The sequence below is a fragment of the Halorubrum persicum genome (assembly GCF_002727125.1).
In the GTDB taxonomy this organism is placed as follows: domain Archaea; phylum Halobacteriota; class Halobacteria; order Halobacteriales; family Haloferacaceae; genus Halorubrum; species Halorubrum persicum.
In genome coordinates, this window is sequence record NZ_NHOA01000073.1 from 1 (window position 1) to 16,008 (window position 16,008).

General features: G+C 68.7%; 18 protein-coding genes and 1 tRNA gene. 7 read left to right on the forward strand and 12 right to left on the reverse strand.

Annotation, left to right across the window (positions count from 1 at the left end):
• Positions 1-188: 188 nt before the first annotated feature.
• From DJ69_RS18350 to trmY, 4 genes are all read right to left on the reverse strand, one after another.
• Positions 189-2,387 (reverse strand): PGF-CTERM-anchored ABC transporter substrate-binding protein, encoded by a 2,199-nt coding sequence (locus DJ69_RS18350; protein ID WP_099255326.1) that lies wholly within the window; start codon positions 2,385-2,387, stop codon positions 189-191.
• A gap of 430 nt (positions 2,388-2,817) precedes the next feature.
• Positions 2,818-2,890: transfer RNA gene (locus tag DJ69_RS09160), tRNA-Pro, on the reverse strand.
• Between the two features lie 95 nt (positions 2,891-2,985).
• Positions 2,986-3,411: a CHY zinc finger protein gene (locus DJ69_RS09165; protein WP_099255328.1), complete on the reverse strand. Its 426-nt coding sequence runs from the start codon at positions 3,409-3,411 to the stop codon at positions 2,986-2,988.
• Entirely contained in the window at positions 3,392-4,060 is a 669-nt protein-coding gene (gene trmY, locus DJ69_RS09170; RefSeq protein ID WP_099255329.1) for a tRNA (pseudouridine(54)-N(1))-methyltransferase TrmY, read from the reverse strand. Before trmY ends, DJ69_RS09165 begins: the two co-directional genes overlap by 20 nt.
• Before the next feature lie 50 nt (positions 4,061-4,110).
• Between trmY and DJ69_RS18360 the strand changes: the two genes are divergently transcribed.
• Positions 4,111-4,254, forward strand: coding sequence for a hypothetical protein (locus DJ69_RS18360; RefSeq protein WP_180271777.1), 144 nt, complete (start codon positions 4,111-4,113; stop codon positions 4,252-4,254).
• A 13-nt stretch (positions 4,255-4,267) separates the two neighbouring features.
• Here DJ69_RS18360 and pyrF read toward each other — a convergent pair whose 3' ends face one another.
• The 4 genes from pyrF to DJ69_RS09190 all read right to left on the reverse strand — a co-directional run bounded on the left by pyrF (position 4,268) and on the right by DJ69_RS09190 (position 8,264).
• Positions 4,268-5,098 carry an orotidine-5'-phosphate decarboxylase gene (pyrF, locus tag DJ69_RS09175; RefSeq protein WP_099255330.1) on the reverse strand — a complete coding sequence of 277 codons (831 nt, stop codon included), beginning with the start codon at positions 5,096-5,098 and terminating at the stop codon, positions 4,268-4,270.
• A gap of 57 nt (positions 5,099-5,155) precedes the next feature.
• Positions 5,156-5,428: a hypothetical protein gene (locus tag DJ69_RS09180; protein ID WP_180271778.1), complete on the reverse strand. Its 273-nt coding sequence runs from the start codon at positions 5,426-5,428 to the stop codon at positions 5,156-5,158.
• A 66-nt stretch (positions 5,429-5,494) separates the two neighbouring features.
• Positions 5,495-7,165, reverse strand: a complete 1,671-nt coding sequence (locus tag DJ69_RS09185) for a succinic semialdehyde dehydrogenase (protein WP_099255331.1) — start codon at positions 7,163-7,165, stop codon at positions 5,495-5,497.
• A 70-nt stretch (positions 7,166-7,235) separates the two neighbouring features.
• Complete coding sequence (locus DJ69_RS09190) at positions 7,236-8,264, reverse strand: AI-2E family transporter (RefSeq protein WP_099255332.1); 1,029 nt, start codon at positions 8,262-8,264, stop codon at positions 7,236-7,238.
• Between the two features lie 154 nt (positions 8,265-8,418).
• Between DJ69_RS09190 and DJ69_RS09195 the strand changes: the two genes are divergently transcribed.
• The 4 genes from DJ69_RS09195 (at position 8,419) to speB (ending at position 11,106) form a co-directional block, all read left to right on the forward strand.
• Positions 8,419-9,525: an aminotransferase class I/II-fold pyridoxal phosphate-dependent enzyme gene (locus tag DJ69_RS09195; RefSeq protein ID WP_099255333.1), complete on the forward strand. Its 1,107-nt coding sequence runs from the start codon at positions 8,419-8,421 to the stop codon at positions 9,523-9,525.
• A 1-nt stretch (position 9,526) separates the two neighbouring features.
• A complete protein-coding gene (locus DJ69_RS09200; protein WP_099255334.1) occupies positions 9,527-9,802 on the forward strand; it encodes a hypothetical protein in 276 nt (91 codons plus the stop codon).
• Between the two features lie 86 nt (positions 9,803-9,888).
• Positions 9,889-10,266, forward strand: a complete 378-nt coding sequence (locus DJ69_RS09205; RefSeq protein WP_099255335.1) for a translation initiation factor IF-5A — start codon at positions 9,889-9,891, stop codon at positions 10,264-10,266.
• A gap of 9 nt (positions 10,267-10,275) precedes the next feature.
• Complete coding sequence (speB, locus tag DJ69_RS09210) at positions 10,276-11,106, forward strand: agmatinase (protein ID WP_099255336.1); 831 nt, start codon at positions 10,276-10,278, stop codon at positions 11,104-11,106.
• Between the two features lie 7 nt (positions 11,107-11,113).
• On the opposite strand, the gene DJ69_RS09215 is transcribed toward speB, so the two are convergent.
• Together DJ69_RS09215 and DJ69_RS09220 are read right to left on the reverse strand one after the other, a co-directional pair.
• Positions 11,114-11,365: a SelT/SelW/SelH family protein gene (locus tag DJ69_RS09215; protein ID WP_099255337.1), complete on the reverse strand. Its 252-nt coding sequence runs from the start codon at positions 11,363-11,365 to the stop codon at positions 11,114-11,116.
• Positions 11,366-11,450: 85 nt separating this feature from the next.
• Positions 11,451-13,043, reverse strand: coding sequence for an amidohydrolase (locus DJ69_RS09220; RefSeq protein ID WP_099255338.1), 1,593 nt, complete (start codon positions 13,041-13,043; stop codon positions 11,451-11,453).
• A gap of 81 nt (positions 13,044-13,124) precedes the next feature.
• Between DJ69_RS09220 and DJ69_RS09225 the strand changes: the two genes are divergently transcribed.
• A complete protein-coding gene (locus tag DJ69_RS09225) occupies positions 13,125-13,574 on the forward strand; it encodes a universal stress protein (RefSeq protein ID WP_099255339.1) in 450 nt (149 codons plus the stop codon).
• Between the two features lie 76 nt (positions 13,575-13,650).
• On the forward strand, positions 13,651-14,082 hold the full coding sequence (locus DJ69_RS09230) for a universal stress protein (protein ID WP_099255340.1): 432 nt from the start codon (positions 13,651-13,653) through the stop codon (positions 14,080-14,082).
• A gap of 11 nt (positions 14,083-14,093) precedes the next feature.
• Here the strand turns inward: DJ69_RS09230 and DJ69_RS09235 are convergent, their stop codons facing one another.
• Positions 14,094-15,299 (reverse strand): inorganic phosphate transporter, encoded by a 1,206-nt coding sequence (locus DJ69_RS09235; protein ID WP_099255341.1) that lies wholly within the window; start codon positions 15,297-15,299, stop codon positions 14,094-14,096.
• A gap of 201 nt (positions 15,300-15,500) precedes the next feature.
• Positions 15,501-15,872 carry a hypothetical protein gene (locus DJ69_RS09240; RefSeq protein WP_099255342.1) on the reverse strand — a complete coding sequence of 124 codons (372 nt, stop codon included), beginning with the start codon at positions 15,870-15,872 and terminating at the stop codon, positions 15,501-15,503.
• Positions 15,873-16,008: the final 136 nt, after the last annotated feature.

Sequence of the window (16,008 nt, forward strand, 5' to 3'; positions counted from 1 at the left end):
TGCTTTGTGAGGTACTGATACTGAACTTGTCGGGAATGACTCTCCTCTGGCAGACGAGGCTCGCCCGCGCGTTCGGATAGTGTTCGCTCGTTCCGGTGATCGCTCGCTCCGGAGACCGCGGGCACCCTGCGGACGAGACCGACTCGTCGAACCGGCTCAATAGCCGGCCCGTTTTCCGTTATCGAACGCTAGTTCCGTAGCGGCACGTACGCGAACCCGAGGATCGCCAATGCGGTCACGACAAATCCGAAACCCGGAGTCTCCGATTCCGTCTCGTCATCTGTCGTGTCGGCTGATACGCCGTCTTGTTCGTCCCCCTGGTCAGCAGTATCATCTGACCCACCGGCTTCATCGCTCTCCTCGTCAGAATCGACTGCTGTGGTATTTTCTCCAGTAGGTGTATCTACGGCTGTTTCGTTCCCGTCGGTGGCCGTTTCGTTCCCCTCGCTTTGTTCTTTATTCTCGCCGTCGCTGTCGTCACTGCCCGAACTGCTGCTTGAGCTGTCGTCACTGCCCGAACTGCTGCTTGAGCTGTCAGAGCCACGGCTTCCTGTTCCGCTCTCGGACTGGAGTTCTTCGACGCCGGTAGCGAGCGTTTCTACGGACTCGATGACACTACGGGGGGCGGGCTGATTGAGATAGTTATTATCTAAAACTACGTAGTTGTTATGTACACCCGCGCTGGTGCTGGCATACGGTTCCTGATCGAGAATCGACGGGTTTGACTCCGTTACGATGATCAGTTCGGGATCCGTTCGGAGAACTACTTCGTCTGAGAGTACTGGATACCCCGAACCTTCTGTGGCAGCGACGTTATTGGTGCCACCGATGTGCATAATTTCATTGATGAATGTCTCGTCGGCAGCGACATAACCGCCACCGAGCGGATAGAGTGCAGCAGGGCGACGCAGATCGGAGGTCCGATTCTCAACGTCGGCCACGGTGTCGTTCATCTCGTCGTTGATATTTGCGGCCTCGTCGCAGTTGCCGACGAGGCGACCCGTCCGTTCCGTCTTCGCTGCGATGTCGTCGACGTCAGTTGCCTCCGAGAAATGGTAGACCGTGAGGTTCTGTCCGCGGAGGGTCTCTGCCGTGCCCGCCGATGACGCGTTCGGGACGAGCACGAGGTCCGGCTCAGTGGCGACGACGCGCTCGACGCTGACGCCGAACCCTTCGCTCGAGACGTTCGTTTTGTTGTCAGTCCCGTTCAGATACCCGGCGAATTGGGTGACACCCACGACCCGATCCCGTGCGCCAATCTCCCAAAGCGTCTGAGCGGCAGACGGATTCGTCGTCGTGATCCGATCTGGACGCTCATTGAGCGTGATATTCGTCCCCGTCGCGTCTGTCACGTTAAGCGGGAACCCACACGTGTTACCGCCATCAGTCGCTTCCTCTCCGTTGCTCTCCGTTTGAAGTTTTTCGACGGCAGTTGCGAGGCTCTTCGTCGACTCGATCACACTACGGGGTGCAGGCTGGTTGAGGTAGTCCTCGTTCATTACTACGTAATTCCCCTGACTACCCGCCGTCGTACTGGCGTATGGCTCTCGATCGAGAATAGCGGCCTCCGAATCGGTTACCAGTATAAGTTCGGGATCTGTTTCAAGAATCACCTCGTCGGAAAGCTGTGGGTATCCGTCTCCCTCTGAAGCAGCAACATTGATCGTCCCACCGATGTCCATCATTTCGTTGATGAAGGTGTTGTTCGCAGCGACGTAACCACCGCCCAGTGGATAAAGCGCACCAAGACGGTCGAAATCAGCGGTCTGATTCGTAACGTTAGCCACAGTCTCGTTCATCTCGTCGTTGACCTCAGCGGCCTCGTCGCAGTTGCCGACGAGGCGACCCGTCCGTTCCGTCTTCGCTGCGATGTCGTCGACGTCAGTTGCTTCCGAGAAATGGTAGACCGTGAGGTTCTGTGCGCGGAGATCATCGACCTGGCCGGCCGACGCATTGGGTGCCAACACGAGATCGGGTTCAGTTGCAACCACCTTTTCGACGCTCACGCCGAATCCGGCTGAGACGTTCGTTTTGTTGTCAGTCCCGTTCAGATAGCCGGCGTATTGAGTTACACCCACGACCCGGTCCTGTGCGCCGATCTCCCAAAGCGTCTGAGCGGCAGACGGATTCGTCGTCGTGATCCGATCTGGACGCTCATTGAGCGAGATGTTCGTCCCCGTTGCATCAGTCACGTTGAGCGGAAAATCACAGGTACCGCTGCTCGCCGTCTGTAGTGGTTCGTGACCGTCGGCGTCGGTGGACGGTGCGTTATCCGTTGACTGTTCGAGCTCTGCTCCTACTGATTCCGCTCCGGCGGCGGTTCCGGGGGCTCCGACAAGTGCCGTCACCACGAGTACCGCCAGTAGAATTGCACGCGAATTCTGCACACTTGGACGCAGAACCTTCACAATATAAATTTGATTATTGAAATCCTACTTGCCTAGTTTATACAGCGGCCAAAGGAGCGTACCAAACGAGGTATTTTGTCCACCTGGCGAAGCCGGTGATCGGCGGATCGGATCGCCTCTATCTCGGGTTGTGAACAGCCCGCCAGTGCTAGCCGGATGAATCTGGTGCTGGTCGGAGATGCCGAGCAAAATACCATCGACTCCGTGAACGCTCTCGAGGGAGCGTTTTCACTCACCGGAGCGGACAGAGGAGTCGAGTGTTGGGAGGTCGACTCCAGACGGAACCGCATGACCACGGGGACGCGCGGTTGCGACGCAATCCGAATCAACCACGGCGGAGCGGTGCTGTGGTGCCGGAGCTAACGCTGTGTTACGGGTTAGTCGGTTCCAAAACGGATGCGGGTTGAAGTGGGCCGGCACGAATTTGAATCGTGGTTACGGCCACCCGAAGGCCGAAGGATACCAAGCTACCCCACCGGCCCGCATTCTCAGGAAGGCCGCTCGTTCTTTTAACCTTTCCGAAAATCGGGAACGATCGGACGTCGATCGGACCGCGACCCCCCACCGAACGACCGACTCACGCCTCGAAGTACCGATCGCGGTGGGCCCGACAGCCGGGGTTGAACGGGGCCTCGCAGCGGGGGCAGGCATCGTCGTCGGGGTTCGCCCGACTGTCAGAGTCGCGGTGCGCCTCGCTGTCGCCGGAGAGGTACTCGCGGGCCGAGAGCGTCGCGCCGCAGACGCCACAGCGGACCGCCGGCTCGTCGAACCGATCGCGGGGCCACGGCTCGGCCTCGTGGTCGGCCGCGGCGTCGTGGCACGCGTCGCACGGGTAGTACACCTCACAGCAGCCGAACCGGAGCGCGATCACGTCGACGGGGTCGTCCCAATGGGCACAGCGCGTCTCGGGACCGACGGCGACGCCCCGGAGCGGGACCGCGAACCGGTCGTCGGTCGCGGGCGCCGTCGTCGTGCGGCGGTCGTCAGTAGGAGGCGTACCCATCGGTGTCGAGCCAGTTGTGGACGACGGAGACGGTGTGATCGGCGTGGAGACGCTTCGGCCCGACCCGCACGCGGCGCTCCGCGCGGTCCGCGAGCAGATCGCGCTCCGCCGGGGCGAAGTCGTTGTGATCGGAGAGCACGAACACGGGGTCGCTCGGCGGCGCGGCGTCGACGAGGGGGTCGCCGTCCTCGTGGAGTTGGACGAGGGTCGGGTCGGTGGAGGCCCCTGCGGCGCCGGACGCGTCGAGCAGCCGATCGAGCGTCGCGTCGAGCCCCATCCGGCGGAGCTCGACGCCGGGCGAAACGTCCGCCGGCATGTGCCCGATAGCGTCGTCGCGCGCGTCGAGCGCGTCCCGGATCCGCGCGGCGACGTTGCGCTCGTCGGGGTGCAGATGGCGGAGGCTGTCCGCGTCGAAGGTGATCGTGAACGCGTCGGCGCCGACAGCGGGGCGCTCCGCGCCTCCGTCAGTCGGGCTTCGCCCGACGACGAGGTGAACCCGAACGGCCTCGCGGATCCCGTGCGAGAGGAAGACGCCGGCGGCGACGCACCGACAGAGGAGGTCGAGCCGGCCCGCGCCGGGGAGGTCCGAGAGCGATATCGCGTCCGGGTCGGCGGGCACGTCGTGGCCGATGACGACGAACTGGCGCATACGCGGCGGTCGCCCCCGACACTCATAAGCGACCCGACCGGAGGGAGCCCATGAGCGTCACCGGGATCTGTCAGATCTGCGAGGCGGCACCCGCGCGCCACGGCTGTCCGCGGTGCGGTCGCGCGGTCTGTGCTGACCACTGGAACGCCGCCGCCGGGGCCTGCACGGCGTGCGCGAAGGGCCCCCAACAGTGACGCCGACGACCGCCTACCGGTGCCGGTTCAGCCGCTTTTTCAGTCGCTTCGCGGCGTCGCCGGCGGCGCCGAAGTAGGTCGCTTCGTCGCCCGGTCGGCTCGACTCCTCGCCGGCGAAGATGATCCCGCGAGACGAGTTGACGAGCCCCACGCCGACGGGGGCGTCCGGGCGGTCCGCGAGCCCGTGCTCGACCGCGGCCTCCGCGTCGCCGCCCTGTGCGCCGACGCCGGGGACGAGGAAGGGGATCTCCGGGACGATCTCGCGGACCTCGGCGAGCTCCTCGGGCGCGGTCGCGCCGACGACGAGCCCGACGTTGTCGTTCCCGTTCCACACGTCCGCGAGCGCGGCGACGCGCTCGTAGAGCGGTTCGCCGGAGGCGAGTTCGAGGTCCTGCAGGTCACTGCCGCCCGGGTTCGAGGTGCGACAGAGGACGAACACGCCCTTCTCCTCGCGGTCGAGGAACGGCTGGAGCGAGTCGCGCCCGAGGTACGGGTTCACCGTGATCGCGTCCGCGCGGTCGAGCGCCTCGGCGTAGCGTCGGGTCGTGTTGCCGATGTCGGCGCGCTTGGCGTCCAGCAGGACCGGCACGTCCTTGCCGTGGGCGTAGGCGATCGTCTCCTCGAGCGCGCGCCAGCCGTCGGCGTCCTCGTAGAACGCCGCGTTCGGCTTGTAGCAGGCCGCGTGCTCGTGGGTCGCGTCGATGATCCGGCGGTTGAACGCCCACCGCGGCAGGTCGGCGTCGGCGACGGCGTCGGGCAGTCGGCTCGGGTCTGGGTCGAGTCCGACCGAGACGACGCTGTCGGTCGATTCGATCCGGTCCCCGAGCGTCTCGAAGAAGCTCATGGCCGCCACTGCGTCCGGGGACGCGCTAAACGTTGCGTTCCGCTCGGGGGTCGCGCGTCAGCCGCGTCGGCCGCCCGCGCACCCGTCCCCGGCGCTCATCGCGATCGTCCCGCAAAGGTACCGCTCCTTCGTCACCGTCGCCGCGCCGTCGGCGAGCGCCCGATGTGCCCCGGTCGTCCGGGAGCCGAGCTGACCGAGCGGGTCGCCGCCGCTCACGTCGAACAGCCGGCCGTTCAGCCAGACGAACGCGGCGAGGGCGGCGTTCGCGGGACGGCTTCCCCGCGACGCGAACGCCGCGACGCCCTCGCTGAACTGAGGTGTCGTGTGCATGAGCGTGACCGGTGAACCGACGGTCCCGTCTCGATCGGTGGCGACTGACGATCCCGGCGCATTCGGCTACCGCCCCCGTATCCGCCGTTTCAGCCGCCGCATTGCGCGACCCGCCCGCCGCCCGAGCGAGAGCGCCGCGAACGCCCCCCGGACGAACCACTCGGTCGGGACGCGCTCGGGGAACGTGAGTGGCCCGACGCGCGAGACGCCGATCGTCCGGGAGTCGACGTACCGGCGGATCCCCTCGGGACCGTGGCGGCGACCCAGCCCCGAGTCGCCGAACCCGCCCATCGGCGCGTCCGTCGCGCCCCACGTCGCGAGGAACGCGTCGTTGACGTTGACGGTGCCGCAGTCGATCTCGCGGGCGACATCGGCGCCCCGGTCGCGGTCCCCCGTCCACACGCTCGCGTTGAGTCCGTACGGCGAGTCGTTGGCGGCCGCGATCGCGGAGTCAGTGTCGGAGACGGGCGCCACCGAGACCACCGGCCCGAACGTCTCCTCGCACGCGGCGGTCGCGTCCGGGTCGACGTCGGCGAGGACCGTCGGCTCGTAGCAGTAGGGCGCCACGTCGGGGCGGGCGCGGCCGCCCGTCAGCACGGTCGCGCCGCGCTCCCGGGCGTCCTCGACGTGGCTCTGCACGCGATCGAGCTGGGCGGCGTCGATGAGCGAGCCGACCGCGGCGTCGTAGTCGTAGCCGGTCCCCAGCGTGAGCCGCTCCGTCTCGCGAACGAAGACATCGACGAACGCGTCGTACAGCGGCTCTGCGACGTAGATCCGCTCCGCCGACAGACAGAGCTGTCCCGCGTTCGAGAAGCAGGCCTGGACCGCGCCGCGGGCCGCCTCGTCGACGTCGGCGTCGTCGAGGACGACGAGGGGGTTGTTGCCGCCGAGCTCCAGCGAGCAGTCGACGAGGTTCCGCCCCGCGCGCTCGGCGACGACCCGACCGGTCTCGGTGCTGCCGGTGAACGCGACGTGGTCGACCGCGTCGACGAGCGCGGGCCCGACCGTCGACCCCTCGCCGGTGACGACCTGAAAGAGGCCGTCCGGGAGCCCCGCCACCTCCAGCAGTTCGCCGAGTGCGAGGGCGCCGTACGGGGTCTTCTCGTCGGGTTTGCACACGACCGCGTTGCCGGCGACCAGCGCGGGGAGCGCGTCCGCCATCGACAGCGTCAGCGGGTAGTTCCACGGCGAGATCACGCCGACGACGCCGACCGGATCGTAGGTGACGGTCGCGGTCGTGACCCCCGGCGCGACGCTCGCCCGCCGCTCGTCCGCGAGGACGCCGGGCGCCGTCTCGGCGAGGTAGCCGCAGCCCGTCGGCACGTCGAACAGCTCCTCGACCGCGGTCCGGCGCGACTTCCCGGTCTCGACCTGAAGGAGATCGAGCAGCTCCTCGCGGCGGTCGAGCACGAGATCGCCGAACCGGTCGAGCACCGCCGCGCGCTCTCTCGCGGGTGTCGCCGCCCACTCCGCCTGCGCCTCGCGGGCGCGCTCCACCGCGGCGTCGACGGTGTCCGTGTCGCAGGCCGGCACCGACCCGATCCGCTCGGCGGTCGCCGGGGCGAACACGTCGAGCGCGGCGTCAGCGGTACCGCCGTCAGCGGTGTCGCGGTCGCCGCCGGCGTCCGGGGTGGTTTCGGGGTTCGCGCACGCCACGCGGTCGGCGAGGTCGTCGAGGCGCCGCGCCGCGAGGGTCGGGGCGTCATCGAGCGCGGCGGGGGGATCCGTCGGGGACATCTGATACGGGACGGACGGTCGGACGAGGGAAAGCCGTGCCGGTGGGGTGGACAGCCCGCGAAGCGGGAAGTCACGCTCCCGGCTCTCCGGAGTCGCCTGACCCCCCGACCGGGTCCGACGCCGTGTCGTCCTCGGAGAGCATGTCGATCACTTCGAGCAGCAGCGAGACGACGAGCGGGCCGACGATGATCCCGACCGCGCCCACGGTGAGGATTCCGCCGACGAACCCGACGAAGTACAGGCCGGGAGAGATCTTCCCGGTCCAGCCTGCGAGCCGGGTCCGGATCACCGCGTCGGGGACGAAGGACACCACGACGAGCCCCAACACCAACACGCCGATCGCTCGCCCGGTCTCCCCGAGGAGAACGTCTCCCGTGGCCAGGGTGACGACGAGGACGCTCGGGCCGACGACGGGGATGAACTGGAGCACGCCGGCGATAACGGCCAGCAGGACCGGCGACCCGTACCCCAGCGCCCAGAACACCGCGAACGCGAGCGCGAACGTCCCCGCCGCCGTCGCCGCCTGCAGGACGTAGATCGAGTACAGCGTCTCTCGCGTCCGCCTGTGGAGTCGTTCCGGGATGTCGTGGTACTCCGCGGGAACGACGCCGAAGACGGCCGTTCCGACCGCTCCCGGTCGATAGAGGATGCCGTACACGAGGAACGTGAACACGACGAGCTCCAACACGAGCACCGGCGCCGCGCCCGCGACGGCGAGCGCGACCTGCCGGATCCCCGTCTCGGCGGCCGCGACGAACGGCGCGATCTCGACGGTCGTCTCGAAGCCGCCGGCGCTGATCGGGACGACATCCGGGATCCGCCCGACGAGGTCGATCAGGTCCGAGCGCCGTCGGTACAGCGAGTACAACAGCGGCGCCACGAGGAGCGTGGCGCCGGCGAATGCGACGCCGGTGGCGACGACGCACGCGATCCGGCGAGACACCCCCCGTTCGACGAACAGCTGACGGACCGGATAGAGGACGTACGCGACGGTGACCGCGAAGACGACGGTCCGGAGCACCTCCGCCAACACCACCGCCGCGAGCGCGGCCAACGCGACGAGCAGCGTGCCCAACAGTCGCCGCCGCTTGAGAACCATGCCGGTGTCTCGCATCCGCCGACAAAAGTCGTTGCGATGGTGGCGTTTCGCGGGATCGGTGCCCCGGAACCGACGCTCGCCGTCGCACCCCCGCCCTGTGGAAATCGCCACGAGGGACCGTAGCACATAACCTCGCGCCACCCTCACGTCGGGTATGCGCATCGATCCGTTCGGCCTCGAACGCTGGTTCGCGGAGTACGAGCACGAGGCCGACATCATGTTGGCCGAGAGCGGGATCCGGTCGCTCGACGCGAGCCGGTTCGACCTGGATCCGGGCCGGCTCGACTACGTCATCCCGACGAACGGCGACCCCGGGTTCCGCGCGTCGGTGGGCGACCGCTACGGTCGGAGCGCCGACGAAGTGTTGTTCACCTGCGGCACGCAGGAGGCGAACTTCCTCGCGTTCCTCTCGCTGCTCGGCGACGACGGCGGCGTGGGGGGAAGCGGCGACGGGGAGGTCGGCTCCGGGACGCACGCGGTCGTCGTCACGCCCACGTATCAGGCCCTCCACGCGGTGCCCGAGGCGTTCGGGGAGGTGACCCGCGTCGAACTGGCGCCGCCCGAGTGGGAGCTGGACCCCGAGGCGGTCGCCGACGCCGCCCGCGACGACACCGCCGTGATCGTCGTGAACAACCCGAACAACCCCACCGGCCGGTACCACGACGAGGCGGCGATGCGAGCCGTCTACGACGTCGCCGTCGAGCACGACTCGTACCTCCTCTCGGACGAGGTGTACCGCCTGCTGGCCGAGGAGCCGCAGCCGCCGGTCGCGAGCTTCGGCTCCCACGGGATTTCGACGACGAGCCTCACGAAGGCGTACGGGCTCGCCGGCCTCCGGTTCGGCTGGATCGCCGGCCCCGAGGCGGTCGTCGACCGCGCGTGGCGCTGGAAGGATTACACCACGATCTCGCCGAGCCTGTTCGGTCAACACGTCGCGAAGCAGGCGCTCGGTCGGCGCGAACCGCGGATCCTGGAGGAGAACCGCGAGCTAGCGGCCACCAATCGCGCGATCGTCGCCGACTGGCTCGACCGCCACGACCTCGACTGGTACGACCCCGTGGGCGTCAACGGGTTCGTGACGGTGCCCGACGGCTTCGACGACGGCGCCGTCGTCGAGGAGGAGAGCGTCGTGCTCGCGCCGGGCGGGCTGTTCGGCTTCCCGGGCCGGTTCCGGATCGGGTTCGGCCTCCCGACCGCGACGCTCGAGGAGGGGCTCGTCCGCGTGAGTCGCGTCATCGAGGGCGCAGAGGGGGGTGCCTGAGATGGGCTTTTTCAGCGACATCAAAGACGACGTGGTCGGGTTCGTCCGCGACCCGACCGACGAGCAGAAGGCGCTGTTCGTCGCGGTCGTCGTCATGATCATCGCCGACCGCGCGCTCTGGTGGATCGACTTCCCGTTCGTGGTTCGGACGACCGCCGCGGTCGGCGTCGGCTTCATCGGCCTCTTCGTCGCCAGCTACCTCATCACCGGGCAGTTCGTCCCCCCGGACGGTAACGCCGACGAGGAGGAAGAGTACGTCGACGAGATGGACCCGTAGCCGACCGACTCACCGGACCGATCCCAGTCCGCCCCGCACAACGCCGTTCCAAACCGTTTATACCCGCGCCGGGGAAAGTAGCGCTCATGCCGCGAGAGCAGAAGCAGGTTCGCGAACTGCAGGAGGGAAGCTACGTCATGATGGACAGCTCGCCCTGCAAGATCAACCACTACAGCACAGCCAAACCCGGGAAACACGGGAGCGCGAAGGCGCGCGTCGAGGGGAAGGGCGTCTTCGACGAGAAGAAGCGCTCGCTCTCGCAGCCGGTCGACGCGAAGGTCTGGGTCCCGATCATCCAGCGGAAGCAGGGCCAGGTCGTCTCCGTCTCCGGAAACGACGCCCAGGTCATGGACCTGGACACCTACGAGACGTTCACCATGCGCATCCCCGAGAACGAGGACTTCTCCTCGGACGACAACATCGAGTACCTGGAGTACGAGGGCCAGCGCAAGGTCGTCGGGTAATCGAGGCCGATGTTTCCGGGAGCGACGGCGGACCGCGACGCCGCTTCGTACGTGGTCGTCGGCGCTCCCTTAGACGCCACGACCACGTTTCAGCCGGGCACCCGGTTCGGACCGGACCGGATCCGGCGATTCGCCGAAACCTACGACGACTACGACCAACGAACGGAGAGCCGCTTCTCCGCGCTCGGCGTCCGTGACGCCGGCGACGTGCGCCCGTGGGACGACGTGGCGGCGTACCTCGATCACCTCGCCGCCGAGCTACGGAGCGTCACCTACGACGACGCCGTTCCCCTCACTCTCGGGGGCGAGCACACCGTCACGCACGCCGGTGTCGAGGCGGTCGATCCCGACGCGCTCGTCGTCTGCGACGCCCACCTCGACCTGCGCGACGCCTACGACGGCAATCCGCTGAGCCACGCCTGCGTCACCCGGCGCGCGCTCGACGACCTCGGCGTCGAGCGCGCCGTGATCGTCGGCGCGCGCACCGGCTCCGAGGAGGAGTGGGACCGCGCGGCCGCCGCCGACGTGACGGTCGTCCCGCCGGAGGACGCCCGGGCGTGGGTCGACGGGCTCGGCGCGGACGCGTTCGAGGACGAGTCGGTGTACTGCTCGATCGACATCGACGGGCTCGACCCCGGCTTCGCGCCGGGAACCGGGACGACGGAGCCGTTCGGGCTCGCCCCGAGAGAGGTTCGCGATCTCGTCCGCGCGGTCGCGCCCGTCGCGGACGGGTTCGACGTGGTCGAGGTGAACGACCGCGACGACGGGCAGGCGGCGGCGCTGGCGGGCAAGCTTCTCCGGGAGTTCGTACGGTCGCACGCGGCGGCGCTCGACGACTGACCCCGAGCTACGACAGCTCCGAGAGCCGCCGACGTACCGCGGTCACCGCCTCCACGGCGTCGATCCACTCGCGGGGGTTCGTACACCAGATGCGGTCGCCCTCGACGCTGACGCAGAACACGGACTCGCTGGACGGGGCGAGCGTGACCCGGTCTACGTCGGAGCGGTCGCCGAGGTAAGAGTCGATCAGGCGTCGAGCCGTCTCCGCCTCCGACCGGAGGCGACTGCCCGCGGCGTACTCGATGGCGATCTCTGCCATATCCCCAATAGAATCTACATAATTAATAACTACTGTCTTCTGGCAGCGCTTGCGAGAGTTCGGCCCGAGCCGACTGGGATCCCCCTCATCGCCCGTCGTAGACGGTCTCGCCGTCGACGACGGTCATCGCCACGTCGATGTCGCGGATCGCCGCCGACTCCGCCCACGGCGACGAGTCGAGGACGACGAAGTCGGCGCGCTTGCCGGGCGCGACCGTGCCGAGCCGGTCCTCGTCGAACCCCGCGTACGCCGCCCCGCGGGTGTACGCGCGCAGCGCCTCGGTCACCGTGAGCCGCTGCGCCTCGGCGGGGGCGTTGACGGCGTGGTGGACGCCGAGGAGGGGGTCCATCGGCATCCCGTCGGAGCCGAACGCGAGGTGGACGCCCGCGTCGAGCATGTCGCGGTAGCGGTTCGTCTCGGTCCGCCGGTCCCCGAGCCGGGCGTCGTAGAGCCCGTCGTCGCCCGCCCACTTGAGGAAGTTCGGCTGGACGCTGGCGACGGCGCCCGTCCGCGCGAGCCGCTCGATCGCGCCGTCGTCGGCGAGTTCGACGTGTTCGATGCGATGGCGGGCCGCCTCGGGGTCGGTGTGGGAGTCGCCCTCGTAGGCGTCGATGACGGCGTCGATCGCCTCGTCGCCGATGGCGTGGGCGGTGAACTGATAGCCGGCCGCGGTCGCGTCCGCGACCGTCGCCGCCAACTCGTCCGGGTCGACGACCCACTGGCCGGTCTCCTCTGGCGCGTCCGCGTACGGCTCGGAGAGCCGCGCGGTCCGTCCGCCGAAGCTCCCGTCGGTGTACGACTTGATCGCGCCGGTCTCGACCATGTCGCTTCCGGCGTTCGTCGACAGGCCCACCTCTCGCAGGGCGTCGAGGTGGTCGCTCCAGTAGTTGATCCGGACGCGCGCGGTCAGATCGCCGTCGGCGTCGAGGTCGCGGTAGACGCGCGGGGCGTGGGAGTTCCGCACCATGTCGTGAAACCCCGTGATCCCCTTCGCGGCGCAGTCGTCGAGCGCGGCCGTCACGACCTCGCGGGTCGCCGACGGGCCGGGCTCGACCGCCTCGTAGATCGGGGCGATCGCGCTCTCGAAGAGGACGCCCGTCGGCTCTCCGTCGTCGGTCGGCACGGTCTCGTCCGGGACGCCCGCCAACTCGTCCGCGAACCGGTCGAGCACGACCCCGTTGACCGCGGCGACGTGCATGTCCTCGCGAAACGCCGCGACCGGGCGATCCGTCGAGACGCGGTCGAGGTCGGCGCGAGTCAGGTAGCGGGCATCGTCCCACGTCGACTCGTCGTAGCCGTAGCCGAGCACCCAGTCGGTGGCTGGGTCGTCGGAGCCGTCGCCCGACGCGTCCGAGTCGCCGCTCTCGACCTCCTCGGCCCGCTCCGCCAGCAGATCGACCGCCTCGCTCGGCGAGTCGGCGGCGGAGAGGTCGGCGTGGACGAGGTAGCGCCCGACCGTCGTCAGATGGGTGTGCGCGTCGACGAAGCCGGGAAGGAGCACGCGGCCGTCGAGGTCGATCACCTCGGTGTCGACCCCTTCGAGGAACCGGAGCTCGTAGCTCCGGCCGAGGCGGACGACTTCGCCGTCCCGCACGGCGACCGCCTCGTGCGTCTCGTCGGGGGTCGCGAGCGTGTGTATCTCCCCGTTTACGAACAGTCGGTCCGCGGCGTCGGTCATGAGCGATTCCGGGAGTGGGAGCGTGTTAACCGTTCGGGAAACGGCGACCGATTTATTCGGTGACGGATCGAAGCTCCACGCGTGTACGACCGAATACTGCTCCCCACGGACGGCAGCAAGGGCGTCGACCGCGCGATCGACCACGCGATCGACGCCGCCGAGCGCTACGACGCGACCCTCCACGTGCTGTACGTCGTCGACAGCGACGTGGTCAACGCGTACTCCGGCGACGAGTTCGTCGACGGATCGGAGGGCGCCTCGGAGACGCTGGAGGAACGCGGCCGCGAGGCGCTCGACGAGGTGGCGTCCCACGCCGCGGACGCGGGCGTCGAGACGGTGACCGAACTGGTGTACGGCGTCCCCCACGAGGCGGTCCTCAGCTACATCGACGACGAGGACATCGATCTGACGGTGATGGGGTCGAAGACCCGGTCCGGGGATTACCGCCGGATGCTCGGCTCCGTCACCGAGCGCGTCTCGCGGCAGTCGACCGCGCCGGTGAGCATCGTGAAGACGACGGTCTCCGAGTAGGCCGGAACCGACGACGGGCGTCGCGCCCCTCCTCACCGATCACCGCCGATATGTGTGAGGGGGTTCAAGCGGGTGTATGGCGCCATCGCACGTCCTCGTCCCACTCGACGGATCGCCGCTAGCCGACGAGGCGCTCACGCAGGCGCTCGAACTCTTCGACTGTCGGGTGACGGTGTTGAACGTCGTGACGCCGATCGACGCGGCGATGAGCGAGGGCGGCGTCCTCGAACCCGGCGCAGAGCGTCGCGAGGCCGCCCGCGACCGCGCCACCCGCGTCGTCGAACGGGCGAAGGAGCGGGCTACGGAGGCCGACAGACCGGTCGAAACGGTGGTCGAAACCGGCGACGCGGCCGAAACCATCCTGGAGTACGTCGCGGAGCACGACGTCGACCACGTCGTGATGGGCGGGCACGGCGGTGAACGCGGAGAGCTCGCTCGGCGGCTGCTCGGGACCGTGGCGACGACCGTCGTCAGCGAGGCCCCGGTAACCGTGACCGTCGTCCGCTGAATCGGCTCACTTTATCCGCCGAGCACCGCGGCAAACGCCTTGTAGAGCCCGAATCCGATCGCGATCGAGGCGACGAGCGTGATGAGCCAGAACGCGAGCGTGACGCCGATCTTCCGGCGGGAGACCCCCGCCGAGCCGCCGGCGAGTCCACCGCCGATGACGCCGGAGATGATGATGTTGTTGAACGAGATCGGGATCCCGAGTGCGATCGCCAGCTGCGCGATGATGAATCCGGGGACCAGCGCGGCGATCGAGCGCCTGACTCCCAGCTGCGCGTACTCGCGGGAGGTCGCTTGGAGCAGCTTGGGTGCCCCCATCCACGCGCCCGCGAGGATGCCGACCGCACCGAGCGCGAGCAGGACGATGCTCGGCAGTCCGAGCTCGACCCCGTAGAGGTTCTCGAGCGGCCCGGTCGCCAGCCCGACCTGACTGCCGCCGCTGGAGAAGGCGACGACGCTCCCGAGGACGATGAGGAACGTCCGGATCCCGCCCTCGACAGACGCCTGCGTCCGCCGGCGAATGACCAGGAACCACGCCGCGGCGGCCGCCAGCGTGACGAGCGCCACCACGGGGTCGACATCGGCGACCGTCGGCGCCCCCACCCATCGCGCGATAAACCCCGCGACGGAGCTCTGGGTCGCGTCGGGCGGCGAGGGGATGACGCCCAGTTGGACGTTGGCGATGATGCCGCCGACGACCGCCGCGAGCAGCGGGACGCCGACCGTCTCCGGAATGTCGTCGCGTCGGAGGATGGTGGCGGTGAGGTAGGCGAGCCCCCCCGACACGGGCGGGACGAGCACCCAAAAGAGCGCGATGCGGCGGTAGGTGTCGATCGCGGGATCCCCGCCGAGCGAGAGCCCGACGCCGACCATCGCGCCCGTCGTCGCGAACGCCGCCGGGACCGGATAGCCGGTGTAGACGCCGAACGCCATGAAGCCGGTCGCGGTCAACAGCCCCGCCGTCGCCGCCAGCGACGTTATCTGGACGCCGTTGATGAGCCCCGCACCGACCGTCTCGGAGATCGCGCCGCCCTGGGTGAGCGCGCCGAGCGCGGCGAGGATCCCGATGAGGAACGCCGCTCGCATCGTCGAGATGGCGTTGGCCCCGATCGCCGGCGCGAACGGTGGCGAGTTGCTGTTCGCGCCGAGCGCCCACGCCGTGGCGAGGCTGGTGAGCGTCGCCAGCACGACGAGCGCCCAGAAGAGGGCTCCCGCCACGCTCAACGCCCTCCGCTAACGGGAGTTCGAGCCATGATACCCACTTGAACGGAGGCGGTGATTAAACGTTCCCCACGCGCCCGGCGCTGCGACGCGTCGCTCCGGACGCGTGACACGCGGATCCGGACACGCGCTCCCGAAGCGGGCGTTCGAACGCGGCGAACGCGGCGAACGCGGGCGGTTCACCGGACACGGATCGGATCAGATCGCGCCGAGCGACCGGTCGAACGGGACGCCGACCGCGTCGGTGACGCCGGCGAACGGAAGCACCGCCAGCACGAGCACCGCCGACGCCCACGCGATGACGCCGATGATCCCCGCGTGGACCCACGAGGCCCCGTAACGCGCCCGGATGACCCAGATCCACGCGAGAAGGGGGATGACATCGCCGATCAGTGGGACCCACGAGAGGAAGAACGCGGCGACCCCCCAGACGATCGCACCGACGAGCGCCGTGAACACCGCGTGGCCGTAGTCGCGCGTCCCGGTGACGACCGCGGCGGCGATGAAGATGGCCAGCCCGCCGACGAGCAGGCCGACGGCGAACGTGACCGCCGATCCGATGAGACTCATGGAGACGGGTTTCGAGGCGAGCCACTTGGGGGCGTCGGCGCCGGGAGCGGCGTCCGTCCGCCCGCTTTGCCCGCCGTGCCGCGACGCGTCCGCCTCACGGTTGTGGGCCTTGACTCACCTCTCAGAGCCGCTCCCG